We start from the raw sequence: 23,372 nt of genomic DNA, 5'->3' as shown, positions 1-23,372 counted from the left end.
CGCCGGGGCCCTCGCCGGGCCGGCCCCTGGGCGCATCCGGCCCCCCGGCCCGAGCCGGCTCCGGCGCCCCGGCCGACACGCCCGGCGGCGTACCCGGTGCCGCAGTCGGTGGCACACCCGGCGCACTCGACGTATCCGGCGCACTGGACGCGCTCGGCGCACCTGGCGCCGCGCCCGGCACGCTGTCTTCCGGCTCCGGCGTTCTGTCGTTCGGTTCTTCGCCCGCCACAGTGACCCCCCGTGGTCCATGCACACGCCACGCGCGATCGCGCCCGTGTGTGACGCCGCCTCAACGGCGCACCCGTCCCCTACCCGCCACGGTCCCGTCCCAGCCGCTTCGCGTCAATGGACTATCCGGCCCACTAGAGTCGCGGGGTGCCGTACGACCACCGGAAGACCCTCGCCCTCACCCTGCTCGGATGCCTCGCGCTCGCGGGGTGCGGCGCCGCGACCGAGAGCGCGACGCAGCCCGCGCGGTCACCGCGGACCGTCGACGCGAAGGCCGACAGCTCCCCCACCTCCCCCGCTTCCGAGGCCTCTGAGTCCTCCGAGGTCTCCGAGTCCTCCGAGCCGACGAAGAGCCCGGCCCGCCCGCTCTCCGGGCGAACCGTCGTCATCGACCCCGGGCACAACCCCGGCAACTTCCGGCACTCCCGCGAAATCAACCGGAAGGTGGATATCGGGACCGCCCGGAAGGAATGCGACACCACCGGCACCTCCACCGAGGCCGGTTACACGGAAGCCGCATTCACCCTCGATGTTTCACACCGCCTGCGCGACCTCCTCAAGGCCCAGGGTGCGAAGGTCGTGTTCACCCATGACGCCGAGCGCCCCTACGGCCCCTGCATCGACGAGCGCGCCCGGACCGGCAACGCCGCCCGTGCCGACGCCGTCGTCTCCGTGCACGCCGACGGGTCCGCCACGGGCCACCGCGGCTTCCATGTGATCCTGCCCGCACTCGTCGGCTCAGGCGCCGCCGACACCACGAAGATCGTCGAGCCCTCCCGTACCCTCGGCGAGGGCATCGCCCGGCACTTCGCCCGCGCGACCGGCACCGCACCCGCCAACTACATCGGTTCGGGCACCGGGTTGGACGTACGCGGGGATCTCGGGGGACTCAATCTCTCAACTGTTCCCAAGGTCTTCGTCGAATGCGGCAATATGCGTGATCCGAAGGATGCCGCACTCCTCTCGGATGCGGCATGGCGCCAGAAAGCGGCGCAGGGGATCGCGGACGGCATCGGGACCTACCTCAAGGGGTAGGACCGGCGAGCGATAGATTCGCTCCGTACGATGGGGCCGCCCCCGTGCTTCGCGCCACCCCGACGAGACGACCCGACGAAGGACTCTTACGTGAATATCCGCTCCCTCACTCGAGGCGATGGCGTGGTGATCGGTGCAGCGGTGGTGCTGTTCATCGCCTCGTTCCTCGGTTACGTCAGCTGTGACGCCAGCGACGCGATCTGCGACTCGGTCGACATCCCGAACTCCTGGGAGATTTCGCCGCTCGGCTGGGGCTCCTTCTTCCTGGGTATCGCCGGTGCCGCGCTGGTCGTCCTCTCCCACGGTCTGCCGCAGCAGCGCAAGGTGGCCGGCCTGGAGCTCGGCCAGGTCGGTGCCGCGTTCACCATCGCCTCCGCGTGGACGCTGCTGATGTGGTTCTTCGAGTCGGAGAACGCCGGCATCGGCCTCATCCTCGGCCTGATCGCCGCGCTGGTCCTCGCCGGCGCCGTGGTCGCCGGTCCGCTGGTCCCGGCCCTGAAGGCTTCGCTCGTCGGCGCCCCGCGCCCGCAGGCGCCGCAGCCGTACGGCATGCAGCCGGGGCACCCCGGCCAGCCGGGCGTTCCCGGTGGCTATGGCTACCCGGGTGCGCAGCAGCAGCCCTACGGCGCCCAGCCCCAGCAGCCGTACGCGGGGCAGCCGCAGCCCGAGCCGCAGGCGGCCGCTCCGGCTCCGCAGCCGGCGCAGGCCCAGGCGCAGCCCCAGCAGCCGGCCGCCGACTTCACGCCGTTCTGGTTCGCGGTCCCCGTCGCCCGCCCGCTGTACGCGGAGGACGGTTCGCCGACCCCGATCGCCGAACTGGCCCCCGGCACCTGGTACCTGGCGGTCGAGCAGCGCGGTCCCGGCCTGGTCGCCCAGACCCAGGACGGCCGCCGCGGTGTCCTGCAGGACACCACCGGCATCCAACGCGGCTGAGCGAGCGCCCCAGCGGCCCCTCGTCCGGAATCACTTCCGGGCGGGGGGCCGTTGTCGTACAGTCCCACCGACACACTGTCTGACGATACGTCAGAAAGGTTGGTGGGGTGCCATGCGGCTCGGACTCGCCCTCGGGTACTGGGGGCGCGGCCCCTCCCCCGCCCACGTCGACCTCGCCCGCGAGGCCGAGCGGCTGGGGTACGACTCCGTGTGGACCGCCGAGGCGTGGGGCTCTGACGCGTTCACCGCGCTGACCTGGATCGCCGCGCACACCAGCCGGATCAGGCTCGGTACCGCCGTCGCGCAGATGGCCGCCAGGACGCCGACCGCCACCGCGATGCACGCGCTGACGCTCGACCACCTCTCCGGGGGCCGGACAATGCTCGGGCTCGGGCTGTCCGGGCCGCAGGTCGTGGAGGGCTGGTACGGCCGCCCCTTCCCGCGCTCCCCGCTGACCGCGACCCGCGAATACGTGGACGTGATCCGCCAGGTCATGCGCCGCGAGGGGCCCGTCGCGCTCGACGGGCGCTTCCACTCCCACCCGTACGCCGGGGAGGACGGCACCGGGCTCGGGAAGGCCCTCAAACCGATCACCCACCCGCTCCGGGCGGATCTGCCCATCCTGCTCGGCGCCGAGGGTCCGAAGAACATCGCCCAGACGCTCGCCATCGCCGACGGCTGGCTGCCGCTCTACTGGTCGCCGAGCCGCTGGGCCGAGGTGTACGCGCTGCCGGCGCGGCTCCCCGAGAACTTCCTCGTCGCGCCGATGGTCCGCGCCCAGCTCTGCGACGACCTCGCCGAGGGGCTGCTGCCGGTCAAGGCGATGCTCGGCTTCTACATCGGCGGCATGGGGCACGCGGCCCGCAACTTCCACGCCGACCTGATGGGACGCATGGGGTACGCGGCCGAGGCCCGGCGCATCCAGGAGCTGTTCGCGGCCGGCCGGCGCGAGGAGGCCGTGCTCGCCGTGCCGGACTCCTTCGCGGACGAGATCTCGCTCGTCGGGCCCCGGGAACGGATCGCCGAACGGCTGGAGCTGTGGCGCAAGGGCCCCGTCACCGACCTCCTGGTCACGGCCCCCGACCCGGCCACCCTCCGCCTGCTCGCGGAGCTCAATTCCTAACGTCGGCCGCCGGTTCGGGAAGCGCTCGGCATCCTGTCCGTCACCGGGGCACCCGCGCTGTCGCGTTCTGCTCGGGGGTGTGGCGTCAGCCTCGCCCCCGGCCCCGTGGCTCCGCCACTCGGGCAACTCCGCCTGGGCGAGGGGACCCGTTATGGACGCGCGGCCGGTGGCGAGGTCACCCCTCGGCCGCCGTAGCGCCGAACCGGGCCGCCCCGAGCCGTAGGTCGGGCGGCACGGCCCCCACCATCCGCGGCCGCCGCGCTGTGGCCCCGGCACACTGCCCTTGGCCCGTGACGGCGGAAGGTGCCGCCGGCACCCGGGCCGGCTCCAGGGGTCACCCTGAGAGACCGCCCGTCGTGTGATCGGCGCTCCTTGTGCCGGAACGCCGTCAGCCGGAAGCGTCTGAGGTCCGAAAACTCGTACGACGAGCGGCAGGAGGCCAGTCCGGCATGATTCCCATCGCTACGCACAGTGATGAGGACCTTTTCGTGGACCTGAGCCGCGAGGTGTTCGCCTCGCTGCGCAGAAGTGACCAGCGGCGCACCGCGGACCAGTACCTGCGCGGCATGCTCGCCGTGCCGGGTCGCAAGACAGCGCGGAACATCGCGACGTACGCCGGAGAGCCGGCGGCCGAGCAGCGCTTCCACCACTTCATCGCCAGCTCCGGCTGGGACTGGCTGCCGGTCCGCGAGGCGCTCGTCCGCTTCCTGGAGCGGACCGCCCCACCGGCGGCGTGGGTGGTGCGGCCGATCACCCTGCCGAAGACCGGGGAGCGGCTCGTGGGGGTCGACCGGCGTTACGTACCGGAGCTGGGGCGGATGGTGAACGGGCAGTTCGGCTACGGGTTGTGGCAGACCTCCGCGAGCGGTGAGATTCCCGTCAACTGGCACCTGGAACTGCCCGAGAGCCTGCTCGGCGACCCGGCCGAGCGGGCGCGGGCTGGAGTGCCGGCGGAGTACGTGGCGCCGGTCTCACCGGAGGACGCGGCGGTGACCACCGCCCTGGAGCTGCCACTCCGGCCGACGTCGGCATTCCGACCGGTCGTCGTCGACGCGCGGCGCGCGGGGCTTGTGACGCTGGTGCGCCGGTTCGACGCGGCGCGGGTGCCGCTGCTGGCCCGGATCAGCGGGGCCACCCGGCTGCTGGCCGGCGACAGCGGGCCGGCCGGGGTACGTCAGCAGCCCGTCATGGCGCGGCAACTGCTGTCCTCGACCGGGGTACGGCGGCCGGTGACCCGGGCCGACGGGTGCCGGATGGCGGTGGCCCTGCGGGTGAGCCTGCCGGCGGCGGTCGGGGAACGGGGGGATGGGTGGCGCCACGGGCAGAAGGAGGAACGGCTTCTGATCGGGGAGTGGTTCGGGCCGCAGGCGGCGCCGGACCGGTTGTGGCTGACCGATCTGACGACGGTGCCGCTGTCCGCCCTGCTGCGACTGACGGAGCTCGCGGGCAACGGCTCCACGATGCCGGTGTCGGGGCCCTCGCCGGAGAGTGGGTCGGCCGAGCGCTCAGGGCTGCACGACTACGGCGGCCGGTCCTTCTCCGGCTGGCACCGGCACATGACGATGGTGTCGGTGGCCCAGGCGGTGCGGGCGCTCATGACGCTGGAAGTGGTGCGGGGCGGCGGGGTCGGGGCCCCGGCGCCGGGCCGGCCGCCGGGGCAGCGCGTCGGCCCTCGGCCGGGTCGGCGCACCGCCGTGGCGGTCTGAGGCACCGCGTACCGCTGGGCGCCACGGTTCCGTGGGCCCCTGAGGCACCGCGTACCGCTGGGCGCCGGGGTTCCGTGGGCCGGCGCCCGGTCAGCGGGCCGTCGTGCCCGGGCAGGGTGCGAGGGATTCTCGTATCCGGTGGAGGCGCAGGGCGAGCTGGACGTCGAGGCCGGCGGTCAGGTCCTGCCACTGGGGGCCGAGGAGTTCGGTGATCCGGTCGAGTCGCCGGGAGACGGTGTTGGGGTGGATGTAGAGGCGGCGGGCGGCCCTGGTGGGGCTGCCTCCGGCCGCGTAGTACGCCTCGAGGGTGACGGCGAGTTCGGCGGAGCGCTGGGCGTCGAACTCCAGGACCGGGCCGATCGTGGCCCGTATGAAGCCGTCCACGTCACGGTCGTGGGCGAGCAGGGTCATCACCGGGCCGAGTTGCTGCGCGGAGGCCGCCTTGCCGGTGGCGCCGAGCGCCGTGAGGGTGCCCAGGCACCGTACGGCCCGGTCGTAGGTGGCGGGCAGGTCTCCCGGGCCCGCCGTCACCGGACCCGCGGCGCCCACGGTGGCCGGGCTGCCCAGGTCTCGGGCGAACGCCTCGACCGTACGGGCCGCTTCGGCGGGGTCCTCGCCCGGGAGCAGGAGGGCGAGGTGGTCGTCGATCCGGACCCGCAGCCCCCCGTTCTCGCGGGTGTACGCGGCGGCCCAGGCGAGGGCCCGGTCGGTGATCCCGGCGACGGGCCGGGCGACCACCACGACGAACGGCGCCGTGAAGTCGAGGCCTGCGGCCCGGCCGTGGGTGAGCAGCCGTTGCCCGATCCACTCGCCGCCGACCAGCAGGGCCTCGGCGAGCTCCTCGCGCAGAACGGTTTCGTCGGGGGCGGCGCCCGGTCGCACGAGGAGCGCCACGGCCCGGCCGCAGAGCCGCAGCAGGGCGGCGTCCTCGGCGGTCGGCGGCTCCTCCCGGTGCAGCACCAGGTAGCCGAGCCGGTCGTCTCCGCCAGGCACAGGAGTGAGCCACACCCCGGGCGCCGACCGCACCGGGGTGTCCGTGGACCGCGCCGCGAGGGCAGCCGCCATGAGCTCCGCCGGGGCCGCCTCGGCGGCGCCATGCCCCGCCACCGTACGGCCCGCCGCGTCGGCGAGCAGGACGCTCCCGCCCAGCAGGTCCCCCGCGGCCGCCAGGAGCTGCGGCAGTGAGCTGCCGTCCAGAGTGCGCTCCATCAGCGCGGCCTGTGCCTCGGCGAGACGGCGCATGGAGTGCAGCTCCTCGCCGAGCCGTACGGCCTCGGCCACGCGCGCGGTGGTCTCGGCCCTCAACTCGTCCAGGAGCCCCGCGATCCCCAGGGCCGCCGCCGCCATCTCGCCGAACGTCCCGAGCAACGCCACCTCGTCCGGGGAGAAGTGACGGACGGCGCGGTGTCCCGCGTACAGGATCCCGAAGTGGGAGCCGTCGCTGGACAGCGGGACGGCGATGATCGCGTGCAGCCCCTCCGCCCGTACCACCTCGTCGATGGAGGGGGAGTGCTCGATGCGGCTGTCGGCGAGGTAGTCCTGGGTCCACACGGGTGCCGCCCGCCGGGTGGCGGGGTTGCCGAGGCCCGCGCCCGGGGGCACCACGAAGCCCGGTGTCAGATCGGAGGAGTGGCCGTCGACGGCCTTGACGACGTGGCTGCCGGTCTTCTGGTCGTACAGGCAGAGGTACGCGATGTCGAGGCTGAGCAGCGTCCGCGCCCGGCGGCAGGTCAGCCGCAGCAGCGTGTCGACGCCATGGCTGCCGAGGAACTCGCGGGCCGCGTCGAGGAGGGCCGCGCTGCCCATGTCGCGGCGCTGCTGCCGCTCGAACTTCGCCCGGATGTCGCGGGCGAGCTGCCGTGCGCGGTCGGGGGTGGCTCCCTCGCCTTCGGTGGTGGTGTCCGGCCCCGGGGCCGCCGGGGCGTGGAGCAGCGGTTCGTCGAAGTGGGCGGCGGGCGCCTCGCGCGCGAGCAGCTCCAGGTACGCGAAAGCGTCGCGGGTGGCGGCGGCCGGCCCCTTGTCCACGGTTCCCCCAACGGGTGCGGCTCTACACATCACTACAGGTCAGGCGCCTCATGGTAGGGAAGTTCCGGTGAGGTCACGAATGTGTCTCAGCAGGCGTGCAACCGGGGTTCCGGGAATGGCCTGAACGTTTCGCCGGACCGGGTGGGTGGGAGAGAGTCGGAAGCTCCGCCACCCCGAGCGGCACCGCTCCATCCAGCCGAGGTTTCCGTGCGACAGACGCAGAGTTACGAACGATCGCTGGCCCGGTGCGCCGAATCGCGTACGCGAGCCGACCGCCCCCGGGTCTTCTCGATGCGGGGGTACGAGTGGGACCTCCTGGACGAGGTGTTCGCCCCCATCCACTCGCCCTCCACGGAGACCGCGCTCGACTTCCTGGGCATCAGCTCCCCCGGCGCCGCCGCCCCGGGTCCGGACTCGCCGGTCCGGCCGTCGGGCGGCTTCCTGGAGATCGGCTGCGGTGCGGGCGTGATCTCCGTGCTCGCCGCGTTCGCCGGCTGCGCCCCGGTCGTCGCGGCCGACATCAGCCCACAGGCCGTACGGAACACCGAACTGAACGCGGCCCGGCACGACGTGACCGGGCGGGTGCGCGTCGTGCACAGCGACCTGTTCTCCGCGCTGGGCCCGCAGGACCGGTACGACACGGTCTTCTGGAGCTCCAACTACGTCCTCGCGCCCGCCGGCTACCGCTACGGCAACGACCACGAGCGCGCCTACGTGGACCCGGGCTACACCGCCCACCGGCGCTACCTCGCCGAGGCACCGGGCCGCCTGACGCCCGGCGGGCGGGCGCTGCTGCACTTCAGCAGCCGGGGGAACCTGCCCAGGCTGCGCGCGCTCGCCGAGGAGTGCGGGCGCGAACTCCGCCAGTTGCGTTCGGCGGTCGTGGCGGAGGGCGACGGGCCGGTGGAGCACCTGCTCCTGGAGATCCGGGAGACTCCGTCGTCCGCGACCTGACGGACAACACGACCTGACGGACACCGGGACCTGACGGACACCGGGACCACTTGACGTCGTGCAGGCGCCGGCGTTGCCGTCGGCCGAGCCCCTTCAGGATGCTCGACCGGGCAGCGCGGGCCAGGCGCCGACGCCGGTCCGCGCGGACGCCCCGACCGAAGGGTTTATCCGCATGTTCCTGCAACGCATCGGCAACAAGGGCATCCGGCTGGGCACGGTCTTCGACCGCGCCGCCGCGCGCCACCCGGCGAATCCGGTCTACCTCGACCACGACCTGGACATCGCGCCCGGCCTGGGGCGTCGGCTCACCCTGACCGAGATCGCCGATCTCGTGGACGACTTCGCCTCCCGGCTGTCGGCCGCGCGCGTACGGCCCGGCCAACGGGTCGCCGTCTACAAGACGGACAACTTCGACATCTCCCTGCTCGCCTACGCGGTGGCCCGGGTCGGTGGCGTGCCGGTGCTTCTCTCTCCGAAGCTCGACGGCGAGACCGTGGCCCGGCTCCTGGAGCGGCTCGACCGGCCGGTCCTGCTGACCGACCCGGCGAAGCTGCAGGACGAGCTGCCCCAGGAGGTGTTCACGCTCGCCGAGCAGGTGGTGACGGCCGTCGGCGACTTCCCGGGGACGGTGGCCCTCGAAGGGCTCGCTGGCGTACCTCGGGTCGCCCCGGTGACCATGCCGCAGGACGGCCCGGCGCTGGTCACCCACACCTCGGGCACGACCGGACTGCCGAAGCTGGCGGTGCAGACAGGCATCACGATCCAGGCCCGCTGCCGCCCGCAGTCGACCGTCCTGGCGGCCGTGGGCCGGCACGAACCGCTCGCCCTGCACGTCTCCTTCGCACACTCGCGGATGATCAGCGGAGTCGCCCTGTTCGCGCTCCGCGGCCATCCCCTGATCGTGTTGCGGGACGACGATCCGGAGTCCGTGGCCGAGCTCTTCGCGCGGATACCGCCGGGAGTGATCGAGGCCCATCCCAACACGTTGCTCGCCTGGGAGGTCCTCGCGGACCATCCGGCCCGCCCCCTGGCCAGGGTCACCTGCTTCAGCAACACGTTCGACGCCATCCACCCGAGGACCGTCCGTACGCTGCTCCTCGCCTCGCGGCGCCGGGCGCCGTACTTCGCCCAGACGTACGGCCAGAGCGAGACGGGTGCCATCGCGGCCCGTACCTACACGCGCCGGCACCGTGCGGGCGCGGACGGCCGGTGCGTGGGGCGTCCCTTCCCCGGCATGACGCACGTTCGGGTGGTCAGCCGTGACGGACGACCGGTGACCCGTTCCTCTCCCGGGCACATCGAGGTCCGCAGCGGAGGACGGATTCTCACCTATCTGGGTGAGGAGGAGCGGTACGACGAGCAGGTCACGCCGGACGGCTGGTGGCGGATGGGCGACCTCGGCTACCGGACGAAGTACGGCTGTCTGCATCTGCTCGACCGCGAGGTGGACGAGATCCCGGGCATCAACAGCACGCTGGAGATCGAGGACCAGCTCTTCAGCCGTGTTCCCTCGCTGATCGAGGTCATCATCGTCCCGGGTCCCGACGGCAGGGCCGTCCCGGTGGTGTGCACGCGCGACGACAAGCCGCTGGACCCGCTCGAGTGGCGAAGGGCGGTCGCCGATATGCCGATGCTCGCCCCGCCGGTGCAGCGTCGGCTCGACGAGCTGCCGCACACGGCGACGACGAAGGTGAAGCGGCTGGAACTGGCCCGGCTGCTCGCGCAGGAGTGACGGTACGGGGGAGGGGAGGGGCGTCCGCTCGGCGCGGGTGCCCCTCCCCTCTTCCATGAACGACTAGTTCAAGCCACTTTCGGGACGGCCGCTTCAGGCCGCGTCCGGGACGACGCACTCCACGAGCACAGGCCGGTCGTGCACGGCGTGCGCCCGTTCGACGGAGGCGGCGAGGCCGGCCGGATCGGTGCGGTCGAGGGCGGAGCAGCCCATCGCCTCGGCCATGCCGCCGAGGTCGGCGACAGCCTCGCCCGCACCCCGCAGGACGAGGACCTTCAGCGGCACCTGGTTCAGTGCGGCTGTGACCAGCTCGCGCCCGGTGGCCAGGAAGCAACCGGGGTCCGTGACCGCCCAGACGTCACGGCCGGGCAGGCCCATCGCCGCGCCCAGGGCGGCGGGCAGGGCGTAGCCGGGGGTGCTCCACTGGTGGGAGGCGAGCGCCGTCTCGCCGCTGCCCCGCCACAGGTGGTGGAGTTCGCCGCCGAGGACGTGGAGGGTGTCGGGGCCGGTGGCGCGGGCCAGGGTGTCCAGAGCGGCAGCCATGGGGGTGGCGGTGCCCTGCGGAGTGTCCCGGGCCACCGCAGGGGCGGGCCTCGGGCGGGCCTGCGCGGGCTGGTACGCGAGGGCCGGTTGCCGCACCGGCCGCTGGAGCGCGTCCTTGGTGATGTCGACGACGACCGGGCCGGGGTGCTCGCCGCCCGCGATACGGAAGGCGTCCAGAACGCGCTCCGCGATCTCGGCAGGGTCGCTGACGAGGTAGCTGTGCCGGGTGACGGGCCGGGTGACGCCGCAGAAGTCGACCTCCTGGAAGGCGTCGGTGCCGACGAGTTCCTTGGGCACCTGACCGGTGATCACCACCAGGGGTACGTCGTTGACATGGGCGTCCGCGATGGCCGTGACCAGGTTGGTGGCTCCGGGCCCCGAGGTTGCCATGCAGACGCCGACCCGGCCGGTGGCCTGGGCGTATCCGGCGGCGGCGTGGCCGGCGCCCTGCTCGTGCCGGACAAGGACGTGCCGGATCGAGGGAGCGCCGAGGAGGGCGTCGTACGCGGGGAGGATCGCTCCGCCGGGCATGCCGAAGACGAGGTCCACTCCGGCGGCCTCCAGGGCGCGCATGAGGCTGTCGGCTCCGGTGATCTCGGGCACGTCGGCGGCGGCGTGCGCGTCGGGCACGTCAGGCGCGGCGTGCGCGTCGGGCACGTCGGGCGCGGCGGCGTTCCCGGGGGTGTCCATGGGGGCCGGTGCGGTGTTCGGTGCGACGGTCATCGTTCCCGTCCCTTTCACGAGCGCTTCGTCAGCAGGGCGCCGGCGCGGAGCCAGACGAGCGAGGCCAGGGCGAGAACCCCGCCGATCACGTAGACCAGCCAGACGCCGGTGGGCAGGGCGAGTCCGCCGATGACGGTGCCGAGGCCGATGCCGAGGTAGATGCCGGAGGAGTTGAGCGACACCACGAGGGCCGCCTCCTGCGGGGCGGCGGAGATCAGCCGGTGCTGCTGCGGGGGCGTCTGACACCAGCTGCTCGCTCCCCAGGCCAGGGCGAGCACTCCGACCAGTACGGGGAGGTCCGCGGAGGCTCCGGCGAGCCAGGCCAGGATGCCGAAGGCGGCGGCCATGACGGTGTAGCCGACGGTGAGCACGCGGACGGCGCCGACGCGGTCGGTGGCCTGTCCAGCGACGAAGTTGCCGACGACGGCGCCCACTCCGTACAGGAAGAGCATCAACACCACGCCGGACTGCGGCACACCGACGGCTTTCAGGGTGGGCACGCTGTAGGCGTACGCGGTGTAGCAGGCGGCCATACCGAGGACGGTCAGCGGCAGCACGGCGATCACTCCGGGCCTGCGCAGGACGGCGAGCCGCGTGGTCAGCGGGACGCGGGGGCCGCCGGGCAGGTGCGGCATGACGAGCAGGACGCCGAGCGCGCAGACCAGGCTGAGCGCGGCGACGGCACCGAGCGCGACCCGCCAACTCGTCCACTGGGAGGCGGCGTTGCCGAGGGGCACGCCGAGCGCGGTGGCGATGGTGAGGCCGCCGATGACGACGGCCAGGGCGCGGGCGCGCAGTTCGGGGCGGACGAGGGCGGCGCTGACGGCTCCGGCGTTGGGTGTGTACGCGGCGGCACCGGCTGCCGCCAGGACCCGGCTGATCAACAGGGTCGGGTAGTCGGGGGCGAGGGCGGAGAGCAGGTTGGCCAGGGCGAGGACGACCAGCGCCGACACGAGCAGGGTGCGTCGCGGGATGCGCGCGGTGAGGGTGGCGAGGACGGGCGAGAGGACGGCGTAGGCCGCCGCGAAGAGAGTGACGGACTGGCCTGCCGCGGAGGTGGACACGTGCAGCGACTGAGCCATGGAGGGCAGGAAGCCGGCCACGACGAAGGCATCGGTACCGACGGCGAAGGTGCCGAGCGCGAGGACGAAGGTGGGGCCGAGTCCACGGCCTCCGGCCTCCTGTTCCGTCGGATTCTCCGGCTCGCTCTTATTCAGGATAGTTTTCATCTCGAATCTCCCGCTGGGAGGGTCAGGGTCAGGGGGCGGCGGTGGGTCGGGCTCCGGACGGCCTGGCGAGCCCACGCCGGATAGTGCTGGCGAGACGTCAGGTGGAGATACGGTCGTAACTCCTGCGGATCCTGCGCGGCGTGGCGGCCGGGGCGGATGCCATCAGATCGGCGAGGGTCTGGCCGGCGAGTTCACGTCGCCACGCCATCTCGGCCCGGCGCATCGCGGTGGCGATGCCGCACGGCTGCAGGGACTCGGATGCGGGAATCTCCGCACCGCCCGCCCCCCGCTGCCTCAACTCCGAGCAGCGGAAGAGTTCGTCCCGGCCTTCCAGGGCCGAGACGATGTCCATGACAGTGATGGTTTCGGGGGCCCGTGCCAGGCGCACACCCCCGCGGGGTCCGGAGGTGGAGGTCAGAATCCCCGCCCGGACCAGGCGTTGCAAGCACTTGTTGAGATACGAGGGCGACAGATCGAACAGCGCCGCCAGCTTCGCCGACGGCGCCGGCTGCTTCTCGTCGAGCCAGGCCAGCGTCACACAGCAGTGCAGGCCCCACTCGACGACTTCACCCGTACGCATATCCTGGAGTCTAACTATCCAGGTTCTGTCGCGCCAGTCACCGGCGTTCGACGATGTCCTTGATGCGCCGGACCGTGGCCGCGAGGTCGCCGGCCACCTTCGTCTGCCATTCCGCGAAGAAACGCGCCCGAGTGGCCTCGTCCATTTCCGCGGTGATTCCCTTGATTCCCTCGGTGGGGTTCCCCATACGGAAATGATGGGTCAGAAGGCAGCCGGACCCGGACGGTTCGACGTCGAATCCCCAAACGCTGTCCTGGCGTTCTCCGGAACTGTTCCGCATCGACCACCGAAACGTCACTCCGGGTTCCGCCGCGACGACTTCGGCCTCCGTGTGCCAGGTCCCTCGCACCACGGGAGCCCAGGCCACGACCTCGGCGGCGCGCTGGTTCTCGCCCCGGAAGACGGATCCGACCGCGCCCGGCTCGCCGGAGATCCACTCGCCTCCGAGGCATTCCGGGCTCCACTCACCGCTGCGAGGGAGATCACTGACGACGGAATAGACAGCATGCGGCTCGGCGGAAATCACCACGGCCGAGCGCGCTTCGAGGAGCACACTCCGGGAGTTCTCTGTCTGAGGCATGTCCGGAGCGTCCTCCGGGCGACTGGCGCGCGTCAAAAAAACGCGGACCGGTGTGTCACGTCACGACAGCGGCGCCGACCGCCAGGAGCGACAGCCCCCGGTGACCACCGCGCCGCCGGCCCGGGTGAGGGCTGGTCGTCCGGCCCGGCGGCAACCTCCTTCCGTTCGGCGGCGACAGGGGGACGAACCATCCCCCACAGGAACGGAAACGACCGTGAGCGAGAACCGCACCAAGGCCCGACACCGCAGACGGAGGACGGCCCTGATCGTCGGCGTCCCCCTGGCCCTGAGCGCCGCAGGGGTCATGGCCTACGGCGCCGCCTTCGGCGTCTTCGGCGAGGACGCCGGGCCGAGGGCGTCGGCCGCCACCGTCCCCGCCTCGGCCACCACCGTCCCGGCCTGGGCCGCCACCGCCCCGGCCTGGGCCACCGACGTCGCCGACGGCTTCGCGTCGGTCGACGCCCTGGGCCAGAAGGGCACCTACGGGGGCCGGGACGGCCGGATCGTCACCGTGAAGACCCTCGCCGACCTGGAGAAGTACGCGACGGCCCCGGAGCCGTACGTCATCGTGGTCGCCGCGGCGATCACCATGAACCCGGTGGGCAAGGAGATCAAGGTCACCTCCGACAAGACGATCGTGGGCGCGGGGACGTCCGGGCACATCGTCGGCGGCGGCTTCTTCCTCGGCCAGGGCGTGCACAACGTGATCATCCGGAATCTGACGATCCGGGACGCCTATCAGGGAGTCTGGAACGACAAGGAGCACGACTTCGACGCCGTCCAGATGGACGGAGCCCATCACGTCTGGATCGACCACAACGATCTGCGCAACATGGCCGACGGGCTCATCGACGTCCGCAAGGACAGCACCTATGTGACGGTGTCCTGGAACAGGCTGAGCAACGACAACAAGGCGTTCGGCATCGGCTGGACCACAAACGTCGTCACCGACATCACGATCCACCACAACTGGATCCGCGAGACCGAACAGCGCAACCCGTCCACCGACAACGCGGCGCACGCGCACCTCTACAACAACCACCTCCAGGACGACCCGGGCACCGCCATCACGTCCTCGTACGGCAACTACGCCCGTGGCGCGACCAGGATGCTCCTGGAGAACAGCTACTTCCAGGGCGTGAACAACCCCGTCATCAAGGACGCGACGGCGAGCATCGTCCAGAAGGGCAACACCTTCGTCGGCACCAGGGGGCGCAACGAGAGCGGTGGCACCGCCTTCGACCCGAAGGCGTACTACGGCTACACGCTCGACGGGACGGCCGATGTGCCGGGCCTGCTCAAGTCCGGTGCGGGGCCGCGCGGTTCCGTCGGCACGCCGTCCAGCGCCGCGACCACGGCCGCCGCCGCGGCCACCCTGACCGTCGCCAAGGACGGCTCCGGCCAGTACCGGACCGTCCAGGCGGCTGTCGACGCCGTCCCCGCGAACACCCCCTCGCGGGTCGTGATCTCCGTGAAGCCGGGCACGTACCGCGAGACGGTCAAGGTCCCGGCGAACAAGCCGCACGTCACGATCCAGGGCGCGGGCAGCAGCCGCAAGGACACGGTCATCGTCTACGGCAACGCGGCCGGGATGCAGAAGCCGGACGGCTCCGGGACGTACGGCACGCCGGGCAGCGCCACCGTCTCCGTCCAGTCCGACGACTCGCAGGTCCGCAATCTGACGGTCACCAACGACTTCGACGAGGCGAGCCACCAGGACATCGCCAACCAGGCGGTGGCCCTGCTGACGTCCGCCGACAGGATCGTCCTGGACGGGGTGATCGTCAACGGCGACCAGGACACCCTGGAGCTGGAGACCGCCGCCAAGGACAAGCCCGGCCGCGTCCATGTCACCAACTCGTACATCACCGGCAACGTCGACTTCGTCTTCGGCCGGGCGACCGTCGTCATCGACAAGTCGGTCATCACCCTCAAGAAGCGGTGGAACGGCACCTCGGCCGGCTACATCACCGCGCCGAGCACCCCCGCGAACCGCAAGGGCATCCTGATCAACCGCTCCACCGTGAACGGCGACGTGCCGGCGGGCAGCTTCTTCCTCGGCCGCAACTGGCACCCCGGCGGCGACACGACCGTCGACCCGCAGGCCACGGTCCGCAACAGCACGCTCAGCTCCGCGATCAAGGCCACCCCCTGGACCGACATGGGCGGCTTCTCGTGGAAGGACGACCGGTTCGCCGAGTACCGCAACACCGGTCCGGGCTCGGGTACGGCGAGCGGAGACCGACCGCAGCTCACCGACGCCCAGGCCGCGGAGCAGGAGGTCGCGGACTGGCTCGGCGGCTGGAACCCCACCGCCGCCTGAGCCGGCGCGGAGCGCGGCACACAGCGCCCGTCGGCCGGGGGCGGCCGGACCGCCCCCGGCCGACCCCGCCCCGGCCGACCGCTCAGCCGCCGAGCTGGGAGGTCGTCGGCACCTTGTCGGTCACCTCGGCGCCCGCGCTCCTGCCCGCGTCCTTCACCTTGTTGATGACGTTCTCGAAGGCGCCGACGTCGGCCTCGCTCGCCTCGCCCTTCCTCAGCTTCGTACCGAGCTCCTTCAGCGAGTCGATGCCCGCCGTCAGCGGCGCCACCGCCTTCGAGAGCAGCGCGTCGCCCTTGGCGTTGTTCACCGCCGCCTTGAGCCGGTTGTACGCGAATGTGCCCGCGAGACCCGCCTTCACCAGGGCGAACGTCCGGCCGTCCGCACCCTTCTTGAACTTGCCCTCGCGGTACGGCTTGACGATCCACTGGTACGTGGCGCCGGCCGCGAGCCCCGCGTTGGCCACGAACCGGGTCTTGGCGAGCCGCTGCTGCTCGAAGGAGCTCGTGCTCGTCGGGGTCGCGCTGCCGCTCGCGCTCCCCTCGTCGTCACCGCCGCACGCGGCCGTGGTCGCGAGGAGCGCGCAGGACAGGAACAGGGCCACGACGGCGCGGCGCAGACGTATCGGGGCGGATGTGGGCACGGCGGGACCTTTCTGGGGGACTTGGCGCCAGCCTCACCCCCGGTCCGACACTCCGCCACCCGGGCGACTCCGAACGGGTTTCGAACGGCAACGCGCGGTAACACGGGCTGCATGACTTCCGGACGGAGTAACACCACGCAAGCGGCGAGGGTGATCAGCGTCGTCGCCGATGTCATGGCCGCGATCATCGGTCTCTGGATCCTGATGTACCTGCTGGACGCCAACCGGGCCAACGGGTTCGTGGAGTTCATCCGGGACCTGGCGAGCTGGCTGGCGGGCTGGTCGCACGACCTGTTCACCTTCGACGAGGCATGGGCACGGGTGGTGGCCGGCTACGGTCTCGCCGCCGTGGTGTATCTCGTCGTCGGCCACATGGTGGCGGGCCGCCTGCTGCGCCGCCACTGACGTCCGCCCCTGAAGCCGGGGCGCCCGAACGCCCGGGACGTCAGGCGCCGCAGCAGTCCGGTTCCAGGCCCCTCGGCAGTCGTTCGCCCCCGAACACCGCCCCGGTCGCCTCATCGCCGCCCAGCGCCGCCACGGCGAGGAGGAGCGAGCCCGCCGTCCAGGTGGTGAGCTCCTCGGGCCACACGGCCGTGCTGCCCTCGAAGACGTAGCCGGTCCAGTACATGCCGTTCTCGGCGCGCAGGTGCTGGATGGACTGCAGGATCTCCAGGGCCCGGTCCGACTCCCCCGTCACCCAGAGGGCGAGGGCGAGTTCGCAGCTCTCGCCGCCCGTCACCCACGGGTTGGGCAGGACGCAGCGCACGCCGAGCCCGGGGACGACGAAGTCGTCCCAGCCCGCGTCGATCCGGGCGGTGGCCGCGGCTCCCGTCAGAGCGCCGCCGAGGACCGGGTAGTACCAGTCCATGGAGTAGCGGGACTTGTCGAGGAAGCGTTCGGGGTGGCTGCGGATCGCATGGCCGAGAGCGCCCGCCGCCAGCTCCCAGTCGGGCTGGGGCTCCTCGCGTTCCTCGGCGATGGCGAGGGCGCAGCGCAGCGCCTGGTGGATCGACGAACTGCCGGTCAGCAGCGCGTCGGCGACCGGTGTCCCGTCCTCCTCGCGCTTCCAGCCGATCTGGCCGCCCGGCTGCTGCAGGGCGAGCACGAACTCGACGGCGGCGTAGACCATGGGCCACATCCGGTCGAGGAAGGCGTCGTCGCCGGTGGAGAGGTAGTGGTGCCAGACACCGACGGCGACGTACGCGACGAAGTTGGTCTCCCGGCCCCGGTCGGTGACGTCCGACGGGTCGCCGTCGTGATAGGCCGCGTACCAGGAGCCGTCGAGGTTCTGGTGCCGCGCCAGCCACTCGTAGGCCCGGGTCGCCGCCGCGCGTTCACCGGCCGTGTCCAGGGCCATGGCGGCCTCGATGTGGTCCCACGGGTCGAGGTGGTGGCCGCGGAACCAGGGGATGGCGCCGTCCTCGCGCTGGACGGCGAGTATCCCGGCGACGGTCTCGGCGGCCTCCTCGGCGGTGAGGACGCCGGGCAGGACCAGGTGCTCGGCGATCCGCTCCGGAGAGGTCACTTGGCGTCGGCCTTCGGCAGGTGGGGCTTGGTCGCGTACGCCACGAAACTCTTGCCGACGACCGGGTTGAGCAGCTGCTCGGCGACCCGGGTCAGGGCGGGCTTCTTCATGATGTCCCAGACCAGGAGCTTGTGGTACGCCCGTACCGGCAGGGCCTTGTCGTTGTCGACGCCGAAGGCGCACTTCAGCCACCAGTAGGGCGAGTGCAGAGCGTGGGCGTGGTGGGTGCCGTACGGCTTGAGGCCCGCCTGGCGGATCTTGGCGAGGAGCTCGTCGGCCTTGTAGATGCGGATGTGGCCGCCCTCGACCTCGTGGTAGGCGTCGGAGAGCGCCCAGCAGACCTTCTCGGGGCCGTAGCGCGGGACGGTGATGGCGATCCGGCCACCGGGCTTGAGGACCCGGACCATCTCGGCGAGCACACCCTTGTCGTCGGGGATGTGCTCCATCACCTCGGAGATGATCACGACGTCGAAGGACTCGTCGGGGAAGGGCAGGTTGAGCGCGTCGCCCTCCATCGCGGTCGCGGTCGCGCCGGCCGGGGCCTCGCCGGCCTCCTTCATCGCCGCGAACCACTTGGCGACCTCGCGGATCTCCTCGCCGTTCTGGTCGAGGGCCACGACCTGGGCGCCGCGCCGGTAGCACTCGAAGGCGTGCCGGCCCGCACCGCAGCCCAGATCGAGCACGCGGTCGCCGGGGGCGAGCGGGAAGCGGGTGAAGTCGACGGTCAGCACGGGGTCTGCCCTTCCGGAGGGGTGGCGGTACGGGGGTGGGGGTGGCAGGGAGGGGTGGACCCGGCCGTCACCCGGGGGTTCCTCGACGGGCTCCATGACCGGCTGCCTGGCGGGCGCCTTGACGGGCTCCCTGGCCGGCTGCCTGACGGACTCCTGGGCCGGCTGCCTGGCGGGCGATGGCCTCGCGGTAGAGCTCGGCCGTCCCCTGGGCCGCCCTGGCCCAGGTGAAGTTGGCCAGAACCCGTGCGCGTCCCGCGGCACCGAGCCGGGTGCGCAGGTCCGGGTCGCCGAGCAGCCGGGCGAGGGCCGAGGCGAGCGCGCCCGCGTCGCCGGGGGGCACGGCCAGGCAGGTCTCGCCGTCGGCACCGGCGACCTCGGGGATGGCGCCGCCGGTGGTGGCGACGAGCGGGGTCCCGGTCGCCATGGCCTCTGCGGCGGGCAGCGAGAACCCTTCGTACAAGGACGGTACGCAGGCGACCTGGGCGGAGCGCACGAGGTCGACGAGCTCCGCGTCCGAGATGCCCTTGACGAACTCGACCGCGTCCTGGAGTCCGTACCGCTCGATGGCCTGCGCGACGGGGCCGTCCTCGGCGCGCCTGCCGACGACGACGAGGTGCGCCGCCGGGTTCTCGGTGCGGAGCTTGGCGAGGGCCTCGACGAGGTGGATCAGGCCCTTGAGAGGGACGTCGGCGCTGGAGGTGGTGACGATCCGGCCGGGGATCTCGGCGACGGCCGGGTCCGGTGACCAGAGGTCGGTGTCGGCGCCGATGTGGACGACGCGGATGCGGTCGTCTCGTACGCCGAGGTGGTCGACGATCTCCTGCCGGGAGGTGCCGGAGACGGTCAGGACCGACGGCAGGCGGCGGGCGACCCGCTTCTGCATCCGGGTGAAGGCGTACCAGCGGCGTACCGAGGCGCGGCGCTTCCAGTCGGCGGCCGCGTCGAGTTCGAGCTGCCGGTCGACGGTGATGGGGTGGTGGATCGTGGTGACGAGCGGCGCGCCGAGGTCTCCGAGGAGGCCGTAGCCCAGCGTCTGGTTGTCGTGGACGACGTCGAAGTCGCCGCGGCGGGCGGCGAGCATGCGCCGGGCCCGCAGGGAGAAGGTGAGGGGTTCGGGGAAGCCGCCGGTCCACATCGTGGCGACCTCGAGGGCGTCGATCCAGTCCCGGTACTCGTCGCGCCCCGGCGTACGGAACGGGTCGGGCGAGCGGTAGAGGTCGAGGCTGGCGAGCTCGGTGAGCGGAACGCCTTCGTCCAGGGTGGGGTACGGCTGCGAGCCGACGACCTCGACCCGGTGGCCGAGGCGGGCGAGTTCGCGGGAGAGATGGCGTACGTAGACGCCCTGGCCGCCGCAGAACGGGTTCCCCTTGTACGTGAGGAGAGCGATCCGCAACGGACGGTCACCGTCCGCGGGGGCGGCCGGGGCGGCGCCCTGGCGGGGGCCTGCTTCTATGGCCTCAGCGGTCACTCGCGGCCCCCTTCGAGCTTGCGTTTCGCGGGAGCGTAACCGCTCGCGCTAATCTAGAACAAGTTTCAGACTTGATCGTTCTTGATCGTTCAAGGAGCACTGAATCTACCGGCAGGTAGCCCCGCCGTAAGAGCCGGATCAGGTGATTCGCGCCACGACGGTCGCCTCGCCATACTGTCGCTCCTCCACCGCACGGAACGGGACCTCATGACCGCGGAAGACAGACCGGCCTCGCCGCCCCTGACAGAGCGCCAGGAGGCGCGTCGCCGCCGCATCCTGCACGCCAGCGCGCAGCTGGCCGGGCGGGGCGGTTTCGACGCCGTACAGATGCGCGAGGTCGCCGAGGCGGCCGGGGTGGCCCTGGGCACGCTCTACCGCTACTTCCCCTCCAAGATCCATCTGCTGGTCGCGACGATGCAGGACCAGCTGCAGCACATGCACACGACGCTGCGCAAGCGCCCGCCGGCGGGCGACAACGCGGCGGAGCGCGTCGCCGAGACGCTGATGCGGGCGTTCCGGGCGCTCCAGCGGGAGCCGCAGCTCGCGGACGCGATGGTGCGGGCGCTGACGTTCGCGGACCGGAGCGTGAGCCCCGAGGTGGACACGGTCTCGCGGCTGACGACGGCGATCATCCTGGACGCGATGGGTCTGGAGCACCCGACGCCGCAGCAGCTGTCCGCGGTGCGGGTGATCGAGCACACCTGGCACTCGGCCCTCATCACCTGGCTGTCGGGGCGGGCCTCGATCGCTCAGGTGAAGATCGACATCGAGACCGTCTGCCGGCTGATCGATCTGACGGCGGCGAACGGGCCGGGCGGGCCCGGCGGGCCGACCGCGCCCGCGGTCCCGGAGGGACGCGGGCGGGTCTGAGCGCCCCGTCAGGGCTTCTTGTTCTTCTCCAGGTCGGCCCTGAACAGCGCCTCGCACTTCGCGGTCTTGTCCGTACCGATGAACATCACGATCGAGAATCCGGCGGCGCCGTGGCTGCTGGCCTTCAGCGACCAGGTGCCCTTGTTCAGCGTCTTGATCGTGGACCCGGACTGCTCCGTGCTCTGGCCCTCCTTCCAGCCGCCGCCGGACAGGGTCTTCACCGTGGCGTCGTAGGACTTCTTCGGGTCGGCCGCCTTCTCCGCGTCGGCCGTCCAGGACACCATGCAGTCCTTCAGCTCCGCCGGGACGTCCTCGCCCGAGGCGTCCTGCACGAAGCCCGCCGCCGTGGCCGCGGCCTCGATCTCCTTCTCCACCGCGGCGGCGTCCGGGCTGTCGCCGCCGCCCGCCTCCGAACCGCCACCGGCGGTGGAGCCGGCCGAGGAACCGGCGGACGAGCCGCCGTCGCGCTTGCCCGAGCCGCCCTCGCTGCCGCAGCCCGCGACCAGCAACACCACACCGGCGGCCGCGGCCACCCACTTCGCCTTGCGCACAACTCTCCCAAATCCGGGCGCACGCGGGCCCGTTGCCCCGTGATCAAGGGAGTAGTTTTGCACGTGGGAACGCCTCCGTGGCGCGCACACGCCCTCCGAGGGAGGTCACTCCTCGGGAGGGAAGACGGGCTCCCCGCTGTCGAGGAGCGTGATCAGGATCGCTTCCACCGGGCATCCCTCGGCCGCCGCGAGCACCCTCTCGTTCGCGTCCGCCTCCGGCCGACTGGGGTGCGACTGGCGGGCGGTGTCGAGCCGGAAGCCGTCCGGGGCGTGGTTGACGCACATGCCGGAGCCGATGCACACCCCCCGGTCGACCTCCACATGCCAGCGGTCACCCATCACGCGCCACCCGGCCCCTCGTACCCGGCCGGCAGGTGGATCATCTTGTGCTCCAGGTACTCGCCGAAGCCCTCGGGGCCGAACTCCCGCCCAAGACCCGAGTTCTTGTAGCCGCCGAACGGGCCGAGCATGTCCAGGCTGAAGGTGTTGACGTTGAAGGTGCCCGTCCGCACCTGCCGGGCGAAGTCGATGCCGTGCTCCACGTCGCCGGTCCAGACGCTGCCGCTCAGCCCGTAGTCGGAGTCGTCGGCGAGCGCGAGGGCCTCGCTCTCCTCCCCGTACGGAAGGAGGCAGATGACCGGCCCGAAGATCTCCTCGCGGGCGATGCGCATGGTGTTGTCGACCTCCCCGAAGAGGGTGGGTTCGACGTACCAGCCGCGCTCCAGGCCGGCCGGCCGGCCGCCGCCCGCGAGGACCTTGGCGCCCTCCTCCTGGCCGATCCGGATGTAGTCGAGCGAACGCTCCCGCTGACGCCGGGCCACCAGGGGGCCGACCTGGGTCGCGGGATCGAGCGGGTCGCCGACCACCAGCGCTCCGGCGGCCGCCGCGAACGCCTCGGCGATCTCCTCGTACCGGCTGCGCGGCGCGAGGATACGTGTCTGGGCGACGCACGCCTGGCCGTTGTTCATCCAGGCGGCCGGGACGATCCCGGCGACGGCCGTCTCCAGGTCGGCGTCGGGCAGGATCACGGCCGCGGACTTGCCGCCGAGTTCGAGGGTGACACGGGTGAGGTTGCGGGAGGCGACCTCCATCACGCGCTTTCCGGCCGCGACCGATCCGGTGAAGGACACCTTGTCCACCCCGGGGTGCCCCACCAGGTACTCGCTGACCTCGCGGTCGGCGGGCAGGATCGACAGAACGCCCTCGGGGAGCCCGGCCTCGGTCGCGATCTCGGCGAGGATGTACGCGTCGAGCGGGGTCTCGGGCGAGGGCTTGAGGACCACCGTGCAGCCGGCGAGGAGCGCGGGCCCGAGCTTGGCGGCGGCGGTGAACTGAGGCACGTTCCACGGCACGACCGCCGCGACCACCCCCACCGGCTCGCGCCGCACCAGGATCGGCCCGAGGACACCGGCGCGCTGCCCCTCGTAGGGAAAGTCGCGCGCGACGGTGATGGCCGCGTCCCAGACCATCATCGCGCCGAGCGCCTGGGCGAGGACGCTCCAGGAGTACGGGGAGCCGTTCTGCGCGCTGATCGAGCGGGCGATCTCCTCGTGGCGCACGGCCACGGCGTCCTTGATCCGCGAGACGACCTCGATCCGCTCCTCGACGCTCATCCGGGGCCAGGGCCCGTGGTCGAAGGCCTCACGGGCGGCGGCGACGGCCCGGTCGACATCGGCCTCGGAGGCGTGCGGCACACGGCCGATGACCTCCTCGGTGTGGGGCGAGACCACCTCGATGACGCCTGCGCCGAGCGGATCGGTCAACGCCCCGCCGATGTACAGCTTTCCGTGCTCCACAAGCTCGGTCATGACCGACTGCCTCCAGGAACCCGCGACGTTATCTGACTGTGTTTCAGAACTGATACCAGTTCTAG

At 72.1% G+C, this 23,372-nt stretch carries 21 protein-coding genes; 9 read left to right on the top strand and 12 right to left on the bottom strand.

Annotated features, from left to right (window positions below; translation table 11 throughout):
* Nucleotides 1-375: 375 nt before the first annotated feature.
* The 4 genes from J7E93_RS25295 to J7E93_RS25280 all read left to right on the top strand — a co-directional run bounded on the left by J7E93_RS25295 (nucleotide 376) and on the right by J7E93_RS25280 (nucleotide 5,025).
* Nucleotides 376-1,263 (top strand): N-acetylmuramoyl-L-alanine amidase, encoded by an 888-nt coding sequence (locus tag J7E93_RS25295; RefSeq protein WP_215072244.1) that lies wholly within the window; start codon nucleotides 376-378, stop codon nucleotides 1,261-1,263.
* A gap of 90 nt (nucleotides 1,264-1,353) precedes the next feature.
* Entirely contained in the window at nucleotides 1,354-2,196 is an 843-nt protein-coding gene (locus J7E93_RS25290) for a DUF5336 domain-containing protein (RefSeq protein WP_215072243.1), read from the top strand.
* 112 nt (nucleotides 2,197-2,308) lie between these two features.
* Nucleotides 2,309-3,319 (top strand): LLM class F420-dependent oxidoreductase, encoded by a 1,011-nt coding sequence (locus tag J7E93_RS25285; protein ID WP_215072242.1) that lies wholly within the window; start codon nucleotides 2,309-2,311, stop codon nucleotides 3,317-3,319.
* A gap of 449 nt (nucleotides 3,320-3,768) precedes the next feature.
* Nucleotides 3,769-5,025 carry a transposase gene (locus J7E93_RS25280; protein ID WP_215072241.1) on the top strand — a complete coding sequence of 419 codons (1,257 nt, stop codon included), beginning with the start codon at nucleotides 3,769-3,771 and terminating at the stop codon, nucleotides 5,023-5,025.
* A gap of 90 nt (nucleotides 5,026-5,115) precedes the next feature.
* Here the strand turns inward: J7E93_RS25280 and J7E93_RS25275 are convergent, their stop codons facing one another.
* Complete coding sequence (locus tag J7E93_RS25275) at nucleotides 5,116-7,050, bottom strand: helix-turn-helix domain-containing protein (RefSeq protein WP_215072240.1); 1,935 nt, start codon at nucleotides 7,048-7,050, stop codon at nucleotides 5,116-5,118.
* 207 nt (nucleotides 7,051-7,257) lie between these two features.
* Between J7E93_RS25275 and J7E93_RS25270 the strand changes: the two genes are divergently transcribed.
* Entirely contained in the window at nucleotides 7,258-8,004 is a 747-nt protein-coding gene (locus J7E93_RS25270) for a 50S ribosomal protein L11 methyltransferase (RefSeq protein WP_308368780.1), read from the top strand.
* Between the two features lie 172 nt (nucleotides 8,005-8,176).
* The gene (locus J7E93_RS25265) at nucleotides 8,177-9,736 is read left to right on the top strand and encodes a class I adenylate-forming enzyme family protein (protein ID WP_215072239.1); all 1,560 of its coding nucleotides are present in this window, start codon (nucleotides 8,177-8,179) and stop codon (nucleotides 9,734-9,736) included.
* 93 nt (nucleotides 9,737-9,829) lie between these two features.
* On the opposite strand, the gene J7E93_RS25260 is transcribed toward J7E93_RS25265, so the two are convergent.
* The 4 genes from J7E93_RS25260 to J7E93_RS25245 all read right to left on the bottom strand — a co-directional run bounded on the left by J7E93_RS25260 (nucleotide 9,830) and on the right by J7E93_RS25245 (nucleotide 13,364).
* Entirely contained in the window at nucleotides 9,830-11,002 is a 1,173-nt protein-coding gene (locus J7E93_RS25260; RefSeq protein WP_215072238.1) for a thiamine pyrophosphate-binding protein, read from the bottom strand.
* Nucleotides 11,003-11,016: 14 nt separating this feature from the next.
* Nucleotides 11,017-12,231 carry an MFS transporter gene (locus tag J7E93_RS25255; RefSeq protein ID WP_215072237.1) on the bottom strand — a complete coding sequence of 405 codons (1,215 nt, stop codon included), beginning with the start codon at nucleotides 12,229-12,231 and terminating at the stop codon, nucleotides 11,017-11,019.
* Nucleotides 12,232-12,328: 97 nt separating this feature from the next.
* Nucleotides 12,329-12,811, bottom strand: coding sequence for an Rrf2 family transcriptional regulator (locus tag J7E93_RS25250; protein WP_215072236.1), 483 nt, complete (start codon nucleotides 12,809-12,811; stop codon nucleotides 12,329-12,331).
* A gap of 37 nt (nucleotides 12,812-12,848) precedes the next feature.
* On the bottom strand, nucleotides 12,849-13,364 hold the full coding sequence (locus J7E93_RS25245; protein ID WP_308368779.1) for an SRPBCC family protein: 516 nt from the start codon (nucleotides 13,362-13,364) through the stop codon (nucleotides 12,849-12,851).
* A 241-nt stretch (nucleotides 13,365-13,605) separates the two neighbouring features.
* On the opposite strand from J7E93_RS25245, the gene J7E93_RS25240 reads away from it, so the two are divergent.
* Nucleotides 13,606-15,714 carry a pectinesterase family protein gene (locus tag J7E93_RS25240; protein WP_215072234.1) on the top strand — a complete coding sequence of 703 codons (2,109 nt, stop codon included), beginning with the start codon at nucleotides 13,606-13,608 and terminating at the stop codon, nucleotides 15,712-15,714.
* A gap of 82 nt (nucleotides 15,715-15,796) precedes the next feature.
* On the opposite strand, the gene J7E93_RS25235 is transcribed toward J7E93_RS25240, so the two are convergent.
* Nucleotides 15,797-16,354, bottom strand: coding sequence for a hypothetical protein (locus J7E93_RS25235; RefSeq protein WP_215072233.1), 558 nt, complete (start codon nucleotides 16,352-16,354; stop codon nucleotides 15,797-15,799).
* Between the two features lie 111 nt (nucleotides 16,355-16,465).
* On the opposite strand from J7E93_RS25235, the gene J7E93_RS25230 reads away from it, so the two are divergent.
* Nucleotides 16,466-16,759, top strand: coding sequence for a hypothetical protein (locus J7E93_RS25230; RefSeq protein WP_215072232.1), 294 nt, complete (start codon nucleotides 16,466-16,468; stop codon nucleotides 16,757-16,759).
* Between the two features lie 40 nt (nucleotides 16,760-16,799).
* On the opposite strand, the gene J7E93_RS25225 is transcribed toward J7E93_RS25230, so the two are convergent.
* The 3 genes from J7E93_RS25225 to J7E93_RS25215 all read right to left on the bottom strand — a co-directional run bounded on the left by J7E93_RS25225 (nucleotide 16,800) and on the right by J7E93_RS25215 (nucleotide 20,078).
* Complete coding sequence (locus J7E93_RS25225; RefSeq protein WP_215072231.1) at nucleotides 16,800-17,879, bottom strand: prenyltransferase; 1,080 nt, start codon at nucleotides 17,877-17,879, stop codon at nucleotides 16,800-16,802.
* Entirely contained in the window at nucleotides 17,876-18,610 is a 735-nt protein-coding gene (locus J7E93_RS25220) for a class I SAM-dependent methyltransferase (protein WP_215072247.1), read from the bottom strand. The genes J7E93_RS25225 and J7E93_RS25220 overlap by 4 nt, the downstream gene beginning before the upstream one ends.
* 67 nt (nucleotides 18,611-18,677) lie before the next feature.
* Complete coding sequence (locus J7E93_RS25215) at nucleotides 18,678-20,078, bottom strand: glycosyltransferase family 4 protein (protein WP_308368778.1); 1,401 nt, start codon at nucleotides 20,076-20,078, stop codon at nucleotides 18,678-18,680.
* A 207-nt stretch (nucleotides 20,079-20,285) separates the two neighbouring features.
* Here J7E93_RS25215 and J7E93_RS25210 point away from each other — a divergent pair, with 207 nt between their 5' ends.
* The gene (locus J7E93_RS25210) at nucleotides 20,286-20,948 is read left to right on the top strand and encodes a TetR family transcriptional regulator (RefSeq protein ID WP_215072230.1); all 663 of its coding nucleotides are present in this window, start codon (nucleotides 20,286-20,288) and stop codon (nucleotides 20,946-20,948) included.
* An 8-nt stretch (nucleotides 20,949-20,956) separates the two neighbouring features.
* Here the strand turns inward: J7E93_RS25210 and J7E93_RS25205 are convergent, their stop codons facing one another.
* The 3 genes from J7E93_RS25205 to J7E93_RS25195 form a co-directional block, all read right to left on the bottom strand.
* Entirely contained in the window at nucleotides 20,957-21,499 is a 543-nt protein-coding gene (locus J7E93_RS25205; RefSeq protein WP_215072229.1) for a hypothetical protein, read from the bottom strand.
* A gap of 105 nt (nucleotides 21,500-21,604) precedes the next feature.
* Nucleotides 21,605-21,838 (bottom strand): ferredoxin, encoded by a 234-nt coding sequence (locus tag J7E93_RS25200; RefSeq protein WP_215072228.1) that lies wholly within the window; start codon nucleotides 21,836-21,838, stop codon nucleotides 21,605-21,607.
* Nucleotides 21,838-23,307: an aldehyde dehydrogenase gene (locus J7E93_RS25195; RefSeq protein ID WP_215072227.1), complete on the bottom strand. Its 1,470-nt coding sequence runs from the start codon at nucleotides 23,305-23,307 to the stop codon at nucleotides 21,838-21,840. The genes J7E93_RS25200 and J7E93_RS25195 overlap by 1 nt, the downstream gene beginning before the upstream one ends.
* Nucleotides 23,308-23,372: the final 65 nt, after the last annotated feature.

This window comes from Streptomyces sp. ISL-36, from assembly GCF_018614205.1.
In the GTDB taxonomy this organism is placed as follows: Bacteria; Actinomycetota; Actinomycetes; order Streptomycetales; family Streptomycetaceae; genus Streptomyces.
The sequence above is the reverse complement of the archived record's forward strand: the minus strand, read 5'-3'. Positions and strand labels throughout refer to the sequence as shown.

What these genes read in the sequence shown, in the direction of transcription:
- J7E93_RS25265 (WP_215072239.1), top strand. Translation starts at nt 8,177, where the DNA reads ATGTTCCTGCAACGCATCGGCAACAAGGGCATCCGGCTGGGCACGGTC.
- J7E93_RS25200 (WP_215072228.1), bottom strand. Translation starts at nt 21,838, where the DNA reads ATGGGTGACCGCTGGCATGTGGAGGTCGACCGGGGGGTGTGCATCGGC.
- J7E93_RS25250 (WP_215072236.1), bottom strand. Translation starts at nt 12,811, where the DNA reads ATGCGTACGGGTGAAGTCGTCGAGTGGGGCCTGCACTGCTGTGTGACG.
- J7E93_RS25280 (WP_215072241.1), top strand. Translation starts at nt 3,769, where the DNA reads ATGATTCCCATCGCTACGCACAGTGATGAGGACCTTTTCGTGGACCTG.
- J7E93_RS25195 (WP_215072227.1), bottom strand. Translation starts at nt 23,307, where the DNA reads ATGACCGAGCTTGTGGAGCACGGAAAGCTGTACATCGGCGGGGCGTTG.
- J7E93_RS25260 (WP_215072238.1), bottom strand. Translation starts at nt 11,002, where the DNA reads ATGACCGTCGCACCGAACACCGCACCGGCCCCCATGGACACCCCCGGG.
- J7E93_RS25285 (WP_215072242.1), top strand. Translation starts at nt 2,309, where the DNA reads ATGCGGCTCGGACTCGCCCTCGGGTACTGGGGGCGCGGCCCCTCCCCC.
- J7E93_RS25255 (WP_215072237.1), bottom strand. Translation starts at nt 12,231, where the DNA reads ATGAAAACTATCCTGAATAAGAGCGAGCCGGAGAATCCGACGGAACAG.
- J7E93_RS25210 (WP_215072230.1), top strand. Translation starts at nt 20,286, where the DNA reads ATGACCGCGGAAGACAGACCGGCCTCGCCGCCCCTGACAGAGCGCCAG.
- J7E93_RS25230 (WP_215072232.1), top strand. Translation starts at nt 16,466, where the DNA reads ATGACTTCCGGACGGAGTAACACCACGCAAGCGGCGAGGGTGATCAGC.